The organism is Streptomyces sp. NPDC025651 (assembly GCF_055558735.1).
Genome location: NZ_JBVHLZ010000002.1, coordinates 26,128 through 43,355 on the forward strand (window position 1 = coordinate 26,128; position 17,228 = coordinate 43,355).

Here is a 17,228-nt window from a genome sequence, read left to right on the forward strand (position 1 = left end):
CCGATAGTGGCTCTATGATGACCCGGTGAGCAATGAAATCCGCCTTGATGCCCTGGACCACGAAATTTTGTTTCACCTGCGCCAGGACGGCCGTCTCACCAACGTCGAGCTGGCCAAACGCGTCGGCCTGACCGCGCCTCCCTGCCTGCGCCGGGTCAAACGCCTGGAAGAGGCGGGCGTCATCGCCGGCTACCACGCCGTCATCGACACCGCCGCGCTCGGGCGCGGTCTCGAAGTCCTCATCGACGTCGAGGTCAGCGCCAACGACCGCGACACGTACCTCGAGTTCGAGGAGGTCGTGGCCTCCTACGAGGAAGTCATAGAGGTACGGCGCATGTTCGGCCGCCCCGACTACTTCATCCGCGTCGCGGTCGCCGACCACGCCGCCTACGAGGCCTTTCTCACCGGCAAGCTCACCGGCCTCCCCTGTGTCCTGCGCGTCGACTCGCACCTGACGATGAAGACGGTCAAGCCGGGACCCTGACCGAGACACCCGATTTACGAACGCCTCGCGCGGTGCAACGGTGGGCAGCGGGGGTGGAACCCATGGTGCAGACCCATGAGTGGATGTTCTACGAGGTCATGTGGCGCGGCTGGGCCGGGCGGGCACAGGTGCCCTATCCCGTGCCCTGGTGGGCGCAGCAGGCCTTCCGGCGCTGGAGCGACGACTTCGACTCCGGGACGTACGAATCGAAGGAGGCCGCCCTGGCCTCCAACGCCCTGTACCGCTACTGGCACATGGTGGGCGTGAAGGACCACCGCCAGGAGTCCCTGATCGGCCAGGCCGGCGAGATCGAGCCGGTCTACGACAAGTACTGCCTGTCGTTCTTCCTCTACGACCCGGCGACGGGCGCGCTCCACCTGCCGCAGCTCACCGACGGCGGCGCGGTCGGACAGCGCATGGAGGCCCCGCACCTGCCGGTGGTCCTCACCGACTTCCGCGCGCCGGACGGCGTCGAGTTCGTGCAGCGCACCTTCGCCACGGCGATCGGCGCGCGGCAGCGGGACCTGGTGGTGACCCGGGTGACGGTGGGCACCACGACCGGGCGGCCGCGCGAGGGCTGGCTGTGCGCGGCGGTGATGCCGGCGGGGCCGAGCGGCTTCCAGCGGCACGACCGCAACGGCCGGCAGATCACCGACCGGAGGCTGACGTTCCTGCGGCATCTGCCGGAGGAGAACCGGGTGGAGACGAACAGCGGCTGGGGCCCGGTGTTCGACGCCGAGACCCCGCCCGAGCACTACGGCGTGTACGGCAACCCCGACTTCAGCCACGACCCGAACACCTACCTGACGCACAGCCCGTTCCACGACCTGGCCGTGGGCGGCAAGCTGAACGGCGCGCGCCAGGCGCAGGACCAGGTGGCGGGGTTGTGCAGCGCGGTGTTCGCATGGCCCTTCACGGTCGTCGACGACGACGTGTTCGAGGTGGACGTGCGGCTGCCCGTCGATCTGTACAGCGGGGCCGCCGACCTGACCGAGATCAGGGCGACCCCGGTGGGCGAACTGGAGGACGCCAACCGGCGGTTCTGGACGGCCAAGCTGGTCGACCAGGGCCTGCAGCCGGAACTTCCGCGTCCCGTCGCGCACTTGACGGACCTGTTCCGCGAGTCCCGCTCGCAGCTGCTCATCCTCTCCGACCACGGCGAGATCCATCCGGGCCCGACGGTGTACGACTCGTTCTGGATCCGCGACTCCTCGGTGGAGGCCACGGCCTGCTCGCTGGTGGGCGACCAGGCGCTCGCCGAGCACCAGTTGGGCACGCACTACCCGCTGAAGTTCAACCGCGGCACCGGCCGGATCGGGCCGTGCGCCGAGTACGGCTTCTACGGCGGCCCGCACGAGCGGGACGACCGGGAGTGGGACAGCAACGGCCAGGCGCTGTGGGCGATCGGCCGCTTCGACCGCACGAAGGGGCGCTCCGCCGCGTTCGGCGCGAAGCTCTACACCCCGTACGTGATCGACGGCGCCCGGTGGCTGCGCGACAACCGCGACCAGTACGGCCTGCTGCACAGCGGCTGGAGCGCCGAGCACCTGGGCGAGCGCGACAAGCCGCACTACTGGGACGACCTGTGGGCGCTCGCCGGTCTGTACGAGGCGGCGCGGCTCGCGGAGCGCATCGGCTCGCCGGACGTGCCCGAACTGTGGGCCGCCTTCGACGACGTGAAGCGCGCCACTGGGGCCTCGATCCGCTGGGTCCTGGAGGAGCAGCGCGGGCGCGGCGCCTGGGAGACGTACATCCCGACCGGGCCCGCCGACGTCGGGCGGCTCGACTCGACGATGATCGGCGCGGCGGCGTTCTTCCATCCGCTGCGGCTGCACATGGGCAGCAAACTGGGCACGGACATCGACCGGGCGGCGCGCTTCACGCTGGACACCATGTACGCCCACTTCGTGTCCGGCGGCTACCGGCACAAGGCCGCCTGGAACGCCTACGGCCCTTATCTGACCACGCAGTTGGCGCACGCGTATCTGCTCGCGGGCGATCCGGTGCGGATGGACGCGCTCCTCGGCTGGATCGTCGGGGCGTCCTTCCCGCGGACGCAGGAGCGGGCGGTGGCGCTCGGCGCGTGGAACGAGCAGCACGCCTTCAGCATCGCGTCGGACTTCCGCGAAGTGCCGTCCCGCCACTGGTACATGGGCGACATCCCGCACGGCTGGGCGGCCGCCGAGTATCTGCTCCTGCTCCGCGACATCCTGCTCTTCGAGGCGGACGAGGACCGTGACCCGCATGTCTACATCGCGCCGGGCGTGCGTCCGCACTGGGTGCCGGACGGGGACACGGTGGCCGTGGAGTCCGCGCCGACGCTGTTCGGTGCCCCCTTCGGCTACCGGCTCACCCATGACGCGGGCGACCGGACCGTGACGGTGGAGGTCACCGAGGCCCCGGAGCGGGTGCGGTACGTCTACCCCTGCCGGTTCGGGCAGGTGCGGTCCGTGTCGGCGGACGGGCGCGAGCTGCCGGTCTCCGGCGACGACGTCCATGTCCCCGCGGGGACGCGGCAGTTCACGGTGACGTACGCCTGAGGGGGTCGAGCGGGCCTGAGGAAGTCCGCCGCGGTTCCCCGCGCCCCTCTTCGGGGCGCGGGGAACCGCGCGCTCAGGCGCGCGGTTCGCGTCTGAGGGCGTACCGCTCCTTCTCGGAGAGGCCGCCCCAGACGCCGAACCGCTCGTCGTTGGCGAGTGCGTACTCCAGGCAGGCCGGGCGCATCTCACACATCTGACAGATGCTCTTCGCCTCGCGCACCGAACTCCCCGGCTCGGGGAAGAAGAAATCAGCTCCGGTCTGGGCGCACAGGGCCTGCTCCTGCCAGGCGAGTTCGGGCTCGGCTGTCATCTCGATCTGCATGCCGCCGATGCTGCACCACCGCGCGAAACAAGCGATCAACGAACGATCAACAACCGCCCGGCCGGTGTTTCGCGACCGGTCCGCCCGCGGCGAGGCCCCGCTGAGACTGCCCCTCGGGCAACACGCCCAAACACCGGCCTGGCACAAACCGTCCGGCCCCCTACGCCAGACCGGGCAACCAACCGTCCGACCACCAGCCACCGTCCGTCGTCCGACCACCGGCTGTCCGGCTTCCGGCTGGCCCGGCGTCCGACTGGCCCGGCGATCTGGCATCCGGCTGGTCCGGCCGTCCGGCTGGTCCGGCGGTCCGGCATCCGGCTGATCCGGCTGGCCCGGCCGTCCGGCATCCAGCTGGTCCGGCCGTCCGGCTGGCCCGGCGGTCCGGCATCCAGCTGGTCCGGCATCCGGCGGTCCGGCTGGCCCGGCCGTCCGGCTGGCCCGGCCGTCCGGCTGGCCCAGCCGTCCGGCATCCAGCTGGACCGGCATCCGGCGGTCCGGTCCATCGGCGGTCCGACATCCGGCTGGTCCGGGCGTTCCGGCACCCGGCACGCAGCCTACGCCTCCATCGGCTCGCCGGGAGGCGACGGCTGGAGTACCGCGAAGCGCGCGCCCGACGGGTCCGCGAGCTTGGCGAAGCGGCCCACGCCCGCCATCGAGATGGGCTCCATCCGCACCGTGCCTCCGCCGCGGCGCGCCTTGGCCACCGCCTCGTCGCAGTCCTCTACCTGGAAGTACGGGAGCCAGTACGCCCCCGCGCCCGCCTCCGAGGGGTCGCCGGCCAGCGGCACGACGCCGCCGAACATGTCGTCCTCGGTGCCGTCCGCCGGATGCACCATGGTGTAGCTGCCGCCGGGGAAGGCGGTCTCCGAGGTGCCCCAGCCGAACACGGAGCCGTAGAACGCGAGGGCCTGCTGGACGTCCGGGGTGTAGAGCTCGGTCCAGACCAGCGAGCCCGGTTCGTTCACCACATCAAGGCCCTTGAGCCGGCCCTGCTGCCAGACGGAGAACGGGATCCCGGCGGAGTCGGTGAGGCCCGCCATGCGGCCGAGGTCCTGGATGTCCACCGCCTCGAACAGGGTGCCGCCGCCGGCCTGCTCGGCCGCCTTCACCGTGGCGTCGACGTCCGGGGTGCGGAAGTAGACCGTCCAGCTCGGCGGGGCGTCCTCCGCGGGGACGGCCATCGCGCCCGCCGTGGTCCTGCCGCCGAGCTGATACTGGCTGTAGCCGCCGAACTCCTCGCCACCCTGCTGGAGCTCCCAGCCGAACAGCTCTTGGTAGAAGCCGCGGACGTCTCCGAGGTCGGGGGCGCACATGTCCACCCAGACCGGAGCGCCCGTGGCAAAACGGGTATTGAGCATGATCGACTCCTTTGTCGCATCTCTCTTCCGTCCTCACGAGTCTGGCACCCGCCACTGACAATCCGCCCGCCGCGGCGGGAAACCCTCCTCCCACGCCGCCATTTCATGAACGGACAACATTTCTGAGAGCGCTCTCAGCCATAAGTCTTGACGCCACATTCGCCCGCCGCGACAGTGGTGCACCACCCCCCACCTCCCCCCACACCCCACCGTGCAGGAGACCTTCCGTGATATCGCGACGAACGTTCCTGACCACCGCGGCCGGCGCCGCGGGCGCCCTCACCCATCCCGTCTGGGGGAGCGCTCTCAGCCCCCGTGCCCGGGCGGGCGGCAGGGCCGCGCCCGCCACCTGCGAGCTGGCCCTCGCGAACAAGTCGCTCCCCGGCCAGGTGCGCGCCTACGTCACCGGGCACGAGCAGGGCACCGACCGCTGGGTGCTGCTCAAGCCCGACGGCGGCGTCTACCGACCCGAGTCGCCCTCGGCGCCGCAGACCCCGCTGCCCGTCGACTGCGCCATCCCGCTCGGCGCGGCGGGATCCGCCCCCAAGGTGCTGACCCTGCCCCAGATGTACGGCGCCCGCGTCTACTTCGTGCGCGACGACAAACTCGACTTCTTCCTCAACCCCGGCCCTTCCCTGGTCGAGCCCGCCTTCGCGACCCGCGAGGACCCCAACTACGGCCGCACCTGGTCGTTCTGCGAGTTCACCTTCAACCCGCAGCAGCTCTACGCCAACATCAGCTACGTCGACCTCGTCACCGCCCTGCCCATCGGCCTGACCCTGGAGGGCGACGCCACGCACACCGTCGCCCCGCTGCCCGAGGGCGCCGTCGACAAGATCGCCTCGGACCTCGCCGCGCAGGCGGCCGAGGACGGGCAGCCGTGGGACGACCTGGTCATCCGGGGCGACGGCGGCGTCCTGCGGGTCATCTCGCCGCAGAACCTCATGGCGCCGTACTTCGACAGGCCCGACCAGATGCCGTTCCGCGACGTGTGGAACGGCTACATCGACCAGGTGTGGGACAAGTACCGCTCGACGGACCTCAGGATCGATCTCCAGGGCGGCCGCGGCGTGTTCACCGGGCGTGTGAGCGGCGACGTCCTCACGTTCAACGGCGGCCACTCCTTCGCCAAGCCCACCTCGAAGGACATCTTCACCTGCAACCACGGGCCCTTCGCCAACAACCCGAACGACCCGGACGACAAGAAGGGCCTCCTCGCCAGGCTCGCCGCCGGCTTCAACCGCAGCATCATGCTCACCCACCCCGAGCAGCCGAACGGCGCGACCTCGGCCGACTACTACCGGGACGCGGTGACCAACCACTGGTCACGCGTGGTGCACGCCAACTCCCCGATCGGGTACGCGTTTCCGTACGACGACGTGCGCCCCGACGGACAGCCGGACGTGTCGGGAGCCGCGCACGACGGGAATCCGCGGCGGTTCACGGTGAGCGTGGGTTCCTGACCGCCTCACCGCCTGACCGCCTCACCGCCTCCGCGGCCGAAGCCGTGCCCCGGCCGCGGAGGCGTGCCCCGGCCACGAAGCCGGGGCACGGCCGGACCAGACCCGTTATGCCGACGCCCTGCGCACCAGGGCCGTCGGCAGGACCACCTGCGCGGGACCGGCCCCGGCGCCCTCCTCGCCTCTGCCGCGCAGGATCATGTGGGCCATCAACCGGCCCATCTCCTCGATGTCCTGACGGACCGTCGTCAACGGCGGCTCGGTCCCCTCCGCCACCGGCAGCATGTCGTCGAAGCCGACCACCGCCACGTCGTCCGGCACCCTCCTGCCCCGCTCGCGCAGCACGCGGAGCGCACCGGACGCGGACAGGTCGTTGGCGGCGAAGACGGCGTCCAACTCCGGTACGCGGTCCAGGAGTTCCCGCATCGCACGCTCGCCGCCCGCCGGGGTGAAGTCGCCCTCGGCGACCAGCCGCGGATCCACGTCGCCCAGCACGTCACGGAAGCCGTCGAGCCGGTCCACCGCGGACGTCTGGTCGAGGGGGCCCGTGATGTGCGCGACGCGCTCGCGGCCGAGGCCGACCAGATGGCGTACCGCCTCGCGGGCCCCGCCGCGGTTGTCGCAGTCGACGTACGGCGCGCCCGGGCCGGACTCCTCCTCCGGCCAGCCCGGGCGCCCGCCGAACACGGTGGGCACCCCGGCGCGCCGGATGATGCCGGGCAGCGGGTCGTCGAGGTGCAGCGAGAAGACGAGCGCGCCGTCGACGTGACCGCCCGCGAGATAGCGGCCGACCCGCTCGTGGTCGTCCCGCCCCTCGGTGAGCAGCAGTACGAGCTGCACGTCCTGCGCGGTCAACTCCTTGCTGATGCCCCGCAGTTGCAGCGCGAAGAACGGGTCGGCGAAGACCCTCGTCTCCGGTTCCGCGATCACCACGGCGACCGCGTCGTGGCGCCGGGTCACCAGGCTGCGCGCGGCGCGGTTGGGGACGTAGCCGAGTTCGTCGACCGCGTGTCTCACCTTCTCCGCGAGCGCCTCCCGCACGCCGGGGTCGCCGTTGACGACGCGGGAGACGGTGGCCCTGGAGACCCCGGCACGTGCGGCCACGGCCTCCAGGGTGGGACGCGGTTCCTCGGTCACCTTCGCTCACTCCTCCCTGACGGTGTCTGGAGGCATCCTTCCGTACCGGCCGCGCCGGGGGTCCGGCGAGGGCGTTTCCGCCCTGCGCATACGCTGCCCGTCATGTTCAGGAGGCGCAGAGAGCGCAAGCGGGCCGAACTGCACGAGCGGCTGGCCGCGGCGCTGCGGGACCCGGACGTGGCGGTCCGCGCCGAGACGGCGACCACGGCCGCGGAGTCGGCCCGGTTGGAGTGGGCGCTGCGCGAGCTGGCGCGGGCCGTGGCGCGCGAGCCCTGGACGGACGCCTTCGACGAGACCGTGGTGGACGGGTTCGCGGTGGCCCTGCGCCGCGAACCGGGGATCCGCTCGCGCGCCGAAGGGCTCGTCGCCGGGCACCTCGGCGACCCCGAAGGCTTCCTGCGGGCCTGGACCGCCTTCGTGGCGGAGCTCGGCGGGCCCCCGGCCCTCGAGGACATCGGCGAGGACCTCCGCGACGACATGCGGGAGCGCCTGACGTATCTGCGCGACAAGGGCTGGACCGCCGAGGGCATCGCCGGACTCGGGCGGCCGGGCGACTTCGCGCGCGACCTGGCGTTCGACCTCGCGGTGATGCTGGCGTCACTCGTCGTGCGCCGGAACGAACCGCTGCCCGCGGACGAGGCCGAGCGGGTGCGCTCCGGGATGCGCACCGCCCTCACCGAGGTGCTGCCCCTGCCTCCGCGGGGCAGGGAGCGCACCGACGCCCTGGCCGACCTCACCGAGGCGCCCGAGGAGGAGTCCTGGACGGAGCGCGCCCGCGTCGGCGTGATGGTCGACGAGGCGCTGGCGCTGTGCGCCGACGAGGACCCCGGCCGGGTCGTGCTGGGCGCCCAGACGCTCTCCCACCTGCTGCTGTTCAACGGCGTGTTCAGGTACGGCCGCGTCCGGGAGACCTTGGACCGCCTGGTCGCGGACGGCCCGGACGCGCTCGTCCTGAGCGAGGTGATCCGCTGCCACGACTGGCTCCACCTCCAGCACCCTCTGGACGAACCGCCGTACCAGCTCCTCCTCGACGGACTGCGCCACCCGGACGCCCTGGTGCGCAAGGCCGCCGCCGAGGCCCTCTATCCGATGGCCGAGGGGTCCCCGGCGGAGCGAGCGGCCGTGGACGGTCTCGTCGAGCTGCTGGAGCACGATGCCGACCGCCTGGTCCGCGTGAGCGCCGCCGGGTCGCTGGCCGAACTCGACTGCGGCGACGCGCGCAACGCCCGCGCCGCCGCCGACGCCCTGAAGCGCGGCGCCGACTCACCGGTCCCCGAAGTGCGCGCGTTCGTCTTCAGCGACGCGCTCGGGCGCGGCGAGGCCGTCCCGTACGACCGGCTCCTCCAGGAGTTCCGATCCCCGGACGTGCACTGGGACTTCGTGTCGGGTCTCGTCGAGACGGCGGCGGACCTGGACTCCCGGATCCCCGACGACGTGCGCGCGAGCCTCGTCCGAGACCTGGAGCAGCTGGAGGCGTCCGACTGGGTCGACCGCTGTGAGGTCTCGGAGGACGACGGCCTCGGCCCGGAGGGTCGCGCCAGGGCCCTCGCCGCACTCCTGGAGAGGCTGCGCGCCGGAGGCTAGTGGTGGTCGTGCCCGGACGTCTGCGACTTCTCCCCCGACTTCCGCGCGCCCTTCGCGGCCCCCGCGTGGTGCGGCTCGTAGTCCGGGATCGTCCCGTCCGGCTTCCTGACCAGGAAGAGTCCCGCCATTCCCATGTCCGAGTGGCTCTGGACATGGCAGTGGTACATCCAGGCGCCCGCGCCCACGCCCTCGCCCGCGACGACCTGGAAGCCGAAGGAGTCTCCCGGGCCCGTGATCTTGTCGTCGAGGATCTGGCTCGGGTCGTCGGGGCCCGTCAGCATGCCCGTGCGGTTGTCCGCCCAGCGGTGACCGTGCACATGGAACGTGTGGTAATACTCGCCGTGCGTGATCGACACGAACTCGACCCGATCGCCCACAGTGGCCTCGAAGGTGGGGCTGTCGTGACCCGCCTTGTTGTTGATCGTCATGTCGTTGAAGACGACGGTGAAGGTCTTGTCCGGCAGCAGGTCGCCCTTGCGCCGCACGATCAGCGCGCCGTAGAGGCCCTTGCGTACGCCGCCGGTGCCGTGGTCCGTGCCGACCACGTGGTCGTGGTAGTGCCAGTAGCCCGCGGTGCCGGGCCGCCACGTGCCGTCCTTGCGGCGCCCCGGGGCGTGCGTACGCCAGGTGTAGGTGCGCTTGCCGCCCGGCTCGACGTGGCTCCTCGTGTGCCGGGTGCCGTCGCTGGAGATCTCGTAGTCCATGCCGTGGACGTGCAGGCTGGCGTCCACGTCCATCGTGTTCTCGAACTCGATGTGCAGGGTGTCGCCCTCGTTCAACTCGATGAGCGGGCCCGGTATGGAGGCCTTGCCCTTCTCCAGGCCGTAGCCCATCTGCCCGTCCGGGAGCTTCTCCGCGTACATCTTGATGCGCTTGACCTCGCCGCCCGCGGGGGCCGTCTTCGGCGGCGCCTCGGCCGTGCGCGCGTCGGGCGCGTTCGCGAGCGACAACGATGTCACCCCGGCTGCCGCCGCCGCGCCGCCCGCGAGCATCCTCCGGTTGAAGCTCCGCCTGTCCATGCCGGAACCGTCCGGGCCGGAACCGTCCGGGCTGAAACCGTCCAGGCCGGAACCGTCCGTACCGGCCCTGTCCATGCCGCGTCCAACCATGCCGAACTCCCCACTGCGGTACGGAGACTGACGGGGCGCGAGAGGCCCCGGGGACGGCCACACGGTATCGACGGGATCTTCGTTTATCCACACGCAGGACAAAGTTCGCGCTATCGCGGTGATACCTATTGGCGAGTTGCGGAAAGAGGTCTAGCTTCGTCGGCGCTGTTGCTGTGACCGACGAGGGGTGGGTGTACTCATGCGGCTCACACCGCATCAAGAACCCTTGGGCGTACGAGGGTTGAGCAGAGCACGACGCAGACCGGACCGCTCGCGCAGGGCCTGGGCGGCCGCCCTGCTGTCCGGCGCCCTGGTCACCGGCGCACTGTCGGCCCAGGCCGCCTCGGCGCGGCCCTACCCGGAACCGCCGTTGACAACGATGTCCCTGCCGTCGCCACCCGGCGGCGCGAACGTGAAGGTGCTCGTCTTCCACGGCTCGGCGGCGGACGGCGACGAGTCCCCCGTCGTCAACGCGGCCATCGAGGCGATCGAGAAGATCGGCCGGTCGGGCCCGGCCGCCCAGCGGTTCAGGATCGAGGCGACCGACGACCCGGCCGTCTTCACGGACGAGGCCGAGCTCGGCACGTTCAATGCCGTGACCTTCGTGACCGGCGGCGGCGACGTCCTCGACGCCGAGCAGGAGGCGGGCCTGGAGGCCTACATGGAGGCCGGCGGCGGCTTCCTCGGCATCCACGACGCGGCCCGCGCGGAACCGTACTCGAACTGGTTCACCGGGCTGATCGGCGCCCGGCCCGCGGATTCCGGCCCGGCGAACGTCCAGCGGGCCACCGTGGAGGTCGGCGACCGCGAGAACCCGGCGACCAAGGACCTGCCCCTCCAGTGGAAGCGCCCCGACCGGTGGCTGAACTGGACGAAGAACCCCTCCGGTGAAGTGCATACGGTCGCCCGTGTACGGGAGACGACATACCAGCCGGGCGACAGCAAGAACGGCTGGGACCACCCGGTTTCGTGGTGCCGCGACTACGACGGCGGACGCTCCTTCTACACCGGCATGGGCGGCACGGCGGCGTCGTACGACGAAGCGGACTTCCGCGCCCATCTGCGCGGCGCCCTGCTGTGGACCAGCCGCATCGCGCGCGCCGACTGCAAGGCGACGATCGACGCCAACTACAAGGCGGAGCGCCTCACCCAGCCCAACAAGCCGGGCCAGAACGACCAGATCGGCGAGCCGCACGGCCTGGTCACCGCGCCCGACGGGCGGGTCCTCTACATCGGCCGCGGCGGCGCCGACTCCTCCCAGCCGGTGGTCACCGACTGGAACAACCCGGACATCGGCAAGGGCAGGGGCGAGATCCACGTCTACGACCCCAGGACCAAGAAGGTGACGCTCGCGGGCACCCTGTCGGTCTTCGGCAACAAGGGCGGCGGCGATGAACTGATCAAGGTGGAGGAGGGCCTGCTCGGCATCGAGCTCGACCCGGAGTTCACGCGGAACGGCTGGGTGTACCTGCACTACACGCCGCACGCGAAGATCAACCGCGAGACGCACATGGCCGAGCGGTACGTCTCCCGCTTCACCCTCGACCAGGCCACCGGCAAGCTGGACATGGCCAGCGAGAAGGTGCTGCTCAAGTGGCCGGTGCAGATCCACAGTTGCTGCCACGCGGGCGGCGGGATGGCCTGGGACTCCAAGGACAACCTCTACATAGCGACCGGCGACAACAACTCCTCGGGCTTCACGGACGGTTACTCCGGCAACAACCCGCAGCCCGACTTCAAGGGCGTCTCCTTCGCGGATGCCCGCCGCACCGCGGGCAACACCAACAACCTCAACGGCAAGATCCTGCGCATCCACCCGGAGCCGGACGGGACGTACACGCTCCCCGAAGGAAACCTCTTCACCGGCAAGGAGCAGGACGAGGGCGGCGGCAAGACGCGCGGCGAGATCTATGTGATGGGCGTCAGGAACCCCGCCCGCATCTCCGTCGACAAGAAGACCGACACGCTGTACGCCGGGTGGGTCGGCCCCGACGCACCCGCGCCGTCGACGACGTGGGGCCCCGCGAAGTACGACACGTTCGCCGCGATCACCCACGCCTCCAACCGCGGCTGGCCGTACTGCATGGGCAACAACCAGCCCTACCGCGACCGCAATCTGCCGGATCCGACGAAGCCGCTGGGCTGGTACGACTGCAAGAACCTCAAGAACGAGTCGCCCAACAACGACGGCCTGGTGAACATCCCGCCGGCCGAACCGAACACCATCTGGTACTCGCCGCAGGGCGGCGGCGTCGACTACCCCAGGGACGCGAACGGCGTGCCGAGCTACAGGACGGAGGAGCAGAAGCTACTCCTGCCGTGGCTCAAGGGCGGCGGCCAGGCCACGATGAACGGCCCCGTCTACCGCTACGACGCGGCGAACGCGAGCGCCGACAAGTGGCCCTCCTACTGGGACGGCAAGTGGTTCGTCGGCGACTTCTACGACGGCGACCAGCCGCGGCACGCGGTGCTCACCGACCCGAAGACGGTGGGCAGCGGCGGGCTCCCGGTGCACGCCGAATCCCTGAAGAAGATCATTCCGATCGGCAACGACGGCATCAAGAACCTCATGGACTGGAAGTTCGCGCCGGACGGCTCGCTCTACGTCCTCGACTACGGCAGGGGCTTCTTCACCTCGGACGCCAAGTCGGCGCTGTGGCGCGTGACGTACAAGGGCGGCGCGCCGACCCCGGCTGCCGACGACCTGGCGAGGAAGGCGGGATGATGCGGGCGTCCTGGAATGCGATCGGCGGTACATCGCGTACGACGTACCGAACATCGCGTACTGCATCCGGAAGACGAAGACTGTATACAGCGCTGCTCGCCGCGCTCCTGATGGTGCTCGGCCTGACCTCCACCACCGCGACCGCGCGCCCCGACAACACCGGGCTCGCCGCGGCGCAGACACTGACCTGGACCGCCGACAACGACATCACCAAGTACAAGTCGGCGCCCACCACGGCAGTGGCGGGACAGACGACGATCGTCTTCGAGAACAGCGAGGCGACCGGCAACACGACCGGCATGCCGCACACGCTGACGTTCGACGTCTCCGACCCGGAGTACAACAACGACGTGCCGCTGAACATCCTGGCCAACCCCAACGACGAGCAGGGCGGCAAGCACACCGCCGAGGTCACGCTCACCCCGGGCCGCTACCGCTACCACTGCACCATCCCGGGCCACGGGGCGATGCAGGGCATCCTCGTCGTCACCGAGGGCGGCGGCGAGGACACCACGCCTCCGGAGGCCTCGGCCAAGGTCGAGGGGGCGACCAACGCCGACGGCGCTTACGTCGGTTCGGCCTCCGTGGCGGTGACCGCGACGGACGAGGGTTCGGGCGTCGACAAGGTCGAGTACGCGGTCGGGGCGGACGGCGCGTGGCAGCCGTACACCGCGCCCGTGGTCGTCGACCAGGTCGGCACGCACAAGATCCGCTACCGGGCCACCGACAAGGCGGGCAACGTCTCGGCGGAGAAGGCCGTCGACTTCACGGTCGTCGCGCCGCCGACGGACGACAGGACGCCTCCGGAGACGTCGGCCACGGTGACCGGCGAGAAGAACGACCAGGGGCAGTACGTCGCGATGGCCACGGTCACCGTCACCGCGTCCGACACCGGCTCCGGTGTCAACAAGATCGAGTACGCGATCGGGGACGGCGCCTGGACCACGTACTCCGCGCCCGTGATGGTCCACGAGGCGGGCACCCACAAGGTCCGCTACCGCGCCACCGACAAGGCGGGCAACCAAGCCGCGGAGAAGGCCGAGGAGTTCACGGTCGTCGCGCCGCCGGTCGAGGACAGGACGCCTCCGGAGACGTCGGCGAAGGTGACGGGCGACAAGGACTCGGACGGCGCCTACCTCGGCAGGGCGAAGGTGACGGTCACCGCGACCGACGCCGGCTCGGGCGTCGCCGAGGTCGAGTACTCCCTGGACGGCGGCCCCTACCTCGCCTACGAGGCACCGGTCGTCGTGGACCGCGCGGGACGCCACTCCGTGGCCTACCGGGCGAGCGACAAGGCGGGCAACACGGCGGAGGCGAAGAGCGTGTCGTTCACCGTCTCCGAGGGCGGCGGGGTGCCCGCCCCCCACTGCCCCGAGTTCGACGAGCGGTCGACGGTGATCGTGGGCACGGTCGACACGGGCATCCCGAACCGCGTCACGAACAACCGCTGCCGCATCAACGAACTGATCGAGGACGAGAAGGAGTGGACCTCGCACGCGCTCTTCCTGAAGCACGTCAAGGGCGTGACGGACAAGCTCCTGAGGGCGGGTGAGGTCGACCGGCGCGAGTACGACAAGATCAACCGCGCGGCCGGGCAGTCCGGCATCGGCAAGCCCGGCCAGACCGAGGGCTACCGCAAGCTCTTCGACGGCACCAAGGAGAGCTTCGAGAGGTGGGAGCAGGTGGGCGGCGGCGAGTTCGGTCTCAACACCGACGGCACCCTCACCAGTTCCACCACGGTCCAGGGCATGGGGATGCTGTGGTTCCCGCAGCGCAAGTACGGCGACTTCTCGCTGAAGCTCCAGTGGCGGGACGACGCACCGGGCAACGGCAACGCCAACTCCGGTGTCTTCGTGCGCTTCCCGCAGGTCCACGACCACCCGGAGGAGCCGCGCCCGGAGTGGGTCGCCATCAAGTACGGGCACGAGGTGCAGGTGCTCGACCGTCCCGACGGCGACATGTACAAGACGGGGTCGGTCTACGGCTTCGACCGGGTGGGCCTCGCGGGCGCCGGCGTCACCCCGAAGGGCACCTGGAACGACTACGAGATCCGCGTGGTCGACCAGCACTACTCGGTCTACCGCAACGGCGTCCTGATCAACGAGTTCGACAACGTCGGCGGCCAGGAGTTCGTGCCGCCGCGCGGCGACGACCCGGGCACGGACGGGCGCCGGTACGCGTCCGGCTACCTCGGGCTCCAGGTCCACGGCGTGACGGACGTGGTGTCCTACCGGGACATCAGGATCAAGGAGTTGTAACACCAGGCGCGGCGCCACCGCGCTCGGTGCCCTCGCCCCCTCGGGGCGGGGGCACCGTTCTACTCCTCGTGTTTCGCCCGGCTCGGCTGCACCCGCTTGGGCTCTCCCGGCATCTTCGGGTACTCCGGCGGGTAGGGCAGGTCGCCGAGTCCGCGGTCCCGCTCGTCGCGGTCGGCCAGTTCGAGGAGGGCGTCGAGCGTATGGGCCCGGTCGTCCATGCCCGCGTGGACGTCACCGAGGCGCGCGAAGCGGTCCGGCATCGTGGCGATGTCGAAGTCCTCGGGCACGGCGTCGTCGACCTCGTCCCAGCGCAGCGGCGCCGAGACCGGTGCGTGGGGGCGGGCCCGTACCGAGTAGGCGGAGGCGATCGTGCGGTCGCGGGCCGTCTGGTTGTAGTCCACGAAGATCCGTGACCCGCGCTCCTCCTTCCACCAGGCCGTCGTCACGGCGTCCGGCATCCGCTGCTCCAGCTCGCGCCCGCAGGCGATGGCGGCCCTGCGGACCTCGGTGAAGGTCCAGCGCGGCGCGATCGGCACGAAGACGTGCAGGCCACGGCCCCCGGAGGTCTTGGGCCAGCCCTCCAGGCCGCCGAACTCCGCGAGGACCGCGCGCAGTTCGTGGGCTGCGCGCACCGCGTCGGCGTAGTCCGTGCCGGGCTGCGGGTCGAGGTCGACGCGGAGTTCGTCGGGGTGGTCGGTGTCGTCGCGGCGCACGGGCCAGGGGTGGAAGGTGAGGGTGCCGTACTGGGCGGCCCAGATGACGGCGGCCACCTCGGTGGGGCAGATCTCGTCGGCGGTGCGGCCGCTGGGGAAGGCGATGGTGCCCGTGGGGATCCAGTCGGGCAGGTTCTTCGGGGCGCGCTTCTGGTAGAAGGACTCGCCGCTCACACCCTCCGGGTAGCGCTCCAGGGTGGTGGGACGGTTCCTGAGCGCGCGCAGGATGCCGGGGCCGACGGCGACGAAGTACTGGGCGAGGTCCAGCTTGGTGAACCCCCGCTCGGGGAAGACCACCCGGTCGGGGCTGGACAGGCGCACCGTCCGCTCCCCCGTGTCGATCTCCACGGCCGTGCTTCTGCCCTTCGCTGCACCCATGCGAGCCACGCTAAACGCGCCGGACATACACCGCACACCGGGCGGTACATCGCAAAGCACCGCAGAATCGAGGCATGGATCTGCCGGTGATGCCTCCCGTGAAGCCCATGCTCGCCAAGCCCGTGGCGAAGATCCCGCCGGGCATGCAGTACGAGGCCAAGTGGGACGGCTTCCGCGCGATCGTCTTCCGCGACGGGGACGAGACCGAGATCGGCAGCCGCACCGGAAAGCCGCTGACCCGCTACTTCCCCGAGCTGGTGACGGCCCTGCGCGAGCGCCTGCCGGCACGCTGCGTGATGGACGGCGAGATCGTCATCGCCGGGGACGGGCGCCTCGACTTCGACGCGCTCACGGAACGTATCCATCCGGCGGCCTCGCGCGTCGCGCTGCTCGCCGAGCGCACCCCTGCCTCGTTCGTGGCGTTCGACCTCCTCGCCCTCGGCGACGAGGCGCTGCTCGACGTGCGGATGGCCGACCGGCGCGCCCTCCTGGTGAAGGCCCTGTCCGGCGTCACGGCCCCCGTCCACGTGGCCCCCGCGACCACGGACCCCGACGTGGCGCGGGAGTGGTTCGAGCAGTTCGAGGGCGCGGGTCTGGACGGCGTCATCGCCAAGCCTCTGGACCTGCGCTACCGCCAGAACGAACGCCTCATGTTCAAGATCAAGCACGAGCGCACGGCGGACTGCGTGGTCGCGGGCTACCGCTTCCACAAGAGCGGGCCCGTCGTGGGCTCGCTCCTTCTCGGCCTCTACGACGACGAGGGCGCCCTGCAGCACGTGGGGGTCGCCGCGGCCTTCCCCATGAAGCGCCGCGCCGAGCTCGTCGACGAGCTGGAGCCGCTGCGGATGGAGTCCGCCGACGGGCACCCGTGGGCGGCCTGGACGGACGAGGCCGCGCACGACAGCGCCCGCATGCCCGGCGCCCCGAGCCGCTGGTCGGGCAAGAAGGACCTCTCCTGGGTGCCGCTGCGCCCGGAGCGGGTCTGCGAGGTGGCGTACGACCACATGGAGGGCGGACGCCGCTTCCGCCACACGACTCGCTTTCGCACCTGGCGCCCCGACCGCACCCCGGAGAGCTGCACCTACGCCCAGCTGGAAGAGCCGGTGAGCTACTCCCTGGCGGACGTCCTGGGCCCGCCCGCCTGACCGTCGCCCCCCCCC

Annotated in this window: 12 protein-coding genes; 7 read left to right on the forward strand and 5 right to left on the reverse strand. The window is 71.0% G+C overall.

From position 1 onward, the window contains the following. Positions 1-25 precede the first annotated feature (25 nt). Both ACZ4D5_RS08140 and ACZ4D5_RS08145 read left to right on the forward strand, forming a co-directional pair. Complete coding sequence (locus ACZ4D5_RS08140) at positions 26-484, forward strand: Lrp/AsnC family transcriptional regulator (protein WP_398299328.1); 459 nt, start codon at positions 26-28, stop codon at positions 482-484. Between the two features lie 62 nt (positions 485-546). Then, positions 547-3,024 carry a hypothetical protein gene (locus ACZ4D5_RS08145; protein WP_467771532.1) on the forward strand — a complete coding sequence of 826 codons (2,478 nt, stop codon included), beginning with the start codon at positions 547-549 and terminating at the stop codon, positions 3,022-3,024. Positions 3,025-3,097: 73 nt separating this feature from the next. On the opposite strand, the gene ACZ4D5_RS08150 is transcribed toward ACZ4D5_RS08145, so the two are convergent. Next, positions 3,098-3,346, reverse strand: a complete 249-nt coding sequence (locus tag ACZ4D5_RS08150) for a WhiB family transcriptional regulator (RefSeq protein WP_362326353.1) — start codon at positions 3,344-3,346, stop codon at positions 3,098-3,100. A 554-nt stretch (positions 3,347-3,900) separates the two neighbouring features. After that, entirely contained in the window at positions 3,901-4,704 is an 804-nt protein-coding gene (locus ACZ4D5_RS08155; protein WP_467771533.1) for a VOC family protein, read from the reverse strand. 227 nt (positions 4,705-4,931) lie between these two features. Here ACZ4D5_RS08155 and ACZ4D5_RS08160 point away from each other — a divergent pair, with 227 nt between their 5' ends. Beyond that, the gene (locus tag ACZ4D5_RS08160; protein WP_467771534.1) at positions 4,932-6,167 is read left to right on the forward strand and encodes a glycoside hydrolase family 64 protein; all 1,236 of its coding nucleotides are present in this window, start codon (positions 4,932-4,934) and stop codon (positions 6,165-6,167) included. A gap of 105 nt (positions 6,168-6,272) precedes the next feature. Here the strand turns inward: ACZ4D5_RS08160 and ACZ4D5_RS08165 are convergent, their stop codons facing one another. After that, the gene (locus ACZ4D5_RS08165; RefSeq protein ID WP_467771535.1) at positions 6,273-7,301 is read right to left on the reverse strand and encodes a LacI family DNA-binding transcriptional regulator; all 1,029 of its coding nucleotides are present in this window, start codon (positions 7,299-7,301) and stop codon (positions 6,273-6,275) included. Between the two features lie 102 nt (positions 7,302-7,403). Here ACZ4D5_RS08165 and ACZ4D5_RS08170 point away from each other — a divergent pair, with 102 nt between their 5' ends. Continuing rightward, positions 7,404-8,885, forward strand: a complete 1,482-nt coding sequence (locus ACZ4D5_RS08170; protein ID WP_467771536.1) for a HEAT repeat domain-containing protein — start codon at positions 7,404-7,406, stop codon at positions 8,883-8,885. Here ACZ4D5_RS08170 and ACZ4D5_RS08175 read toward each other — a convergent pair. Beyond that, positions 8,882-9,904, reverse strand: a complete 1,023-nt coding sequence (locus tag ACZ4D5_RS08175) for a multicopper oxidase domain-containing protein (RefSeq protein ID WP_467772245.1) — start codon at positions 9,902-9,904, stop codon at positions 8,882-8,884. The genes ACZ4D5_RS08170 and ACZ4D5_RS08175 overlap by 4 nt on opposite strands. A gap of 289 nt (positions 9,905-10,193) precedes the next feature. Here ACZ4D5_RS08175 and ACZ4D5_RS08180 point away from each other — a divergent pair, with 289 nt between their 5' ends. Both ACZ4D5_RS08180 and ACZ4D5_RS08185 read left to right on the forward strand, forming a co-directional pair. Then, complete coding sequence (locus tag ACZ4D5_RS08180) at positions 10,194-12,719, forward strand: ThuA domain-containing protein (RefSeq protein WP_467771537.1); 2,526 nt, start codon at positions 10,194-10,196, stop codon at positions 12,717-12,719. A gap of 110 nt (positions 12,720-12,829) precedes the next feature. After that, the gene (locus ACZ4D5_RS08185) at positions 12,830-14,977 is read left to right on the forward strand and encodes an OmpL47-type beta-barrel domain-containing protein (RefSeq protein ID WP_467771538.1); all 2,148 of its coding nucleotides are present in this window, start codon (positions 12,830-12,832) and stop codon (positions 14,975-14,977) included. Between the two features lie 59 nt (positions 14,978-15,036). Here ACZ4D5_RS08185 and ligD read toward each other — a convergent pair whose 3' ends face one another. Next, the gene (ligD, locus tag ACZ4D5_RS08190; RefSeq protein WP_467771539.1) at positions 15,037-16,068 is read right to left on the reverse strand and encodes a non-homologous end-joining DNA ligase; all 1,032 of its coding nucleotides are present in this window, start codon (positions 16,066-16,068) and stop codon (positions 15,037-15,039) included. A gap of 74 nt (positions 16,069-16,142) precedes the next feature. Between ligD and ACZ4D5_RS08195 the strand changes: the two genes are divergently transcribed. After that, positions 16,143-17,213, forward strand: coding sequence for an ATP-dependent DNA ligase (locus ACZ4D5_RS08195; protein WP_467771540.1), 1,071 nt, complete (start codon positions 16,143-16,145; stop codon positions 17,211-17,213). The last annotated feature ends 15 nt before the right edge of the window (positions 17,214-17,228 follow it).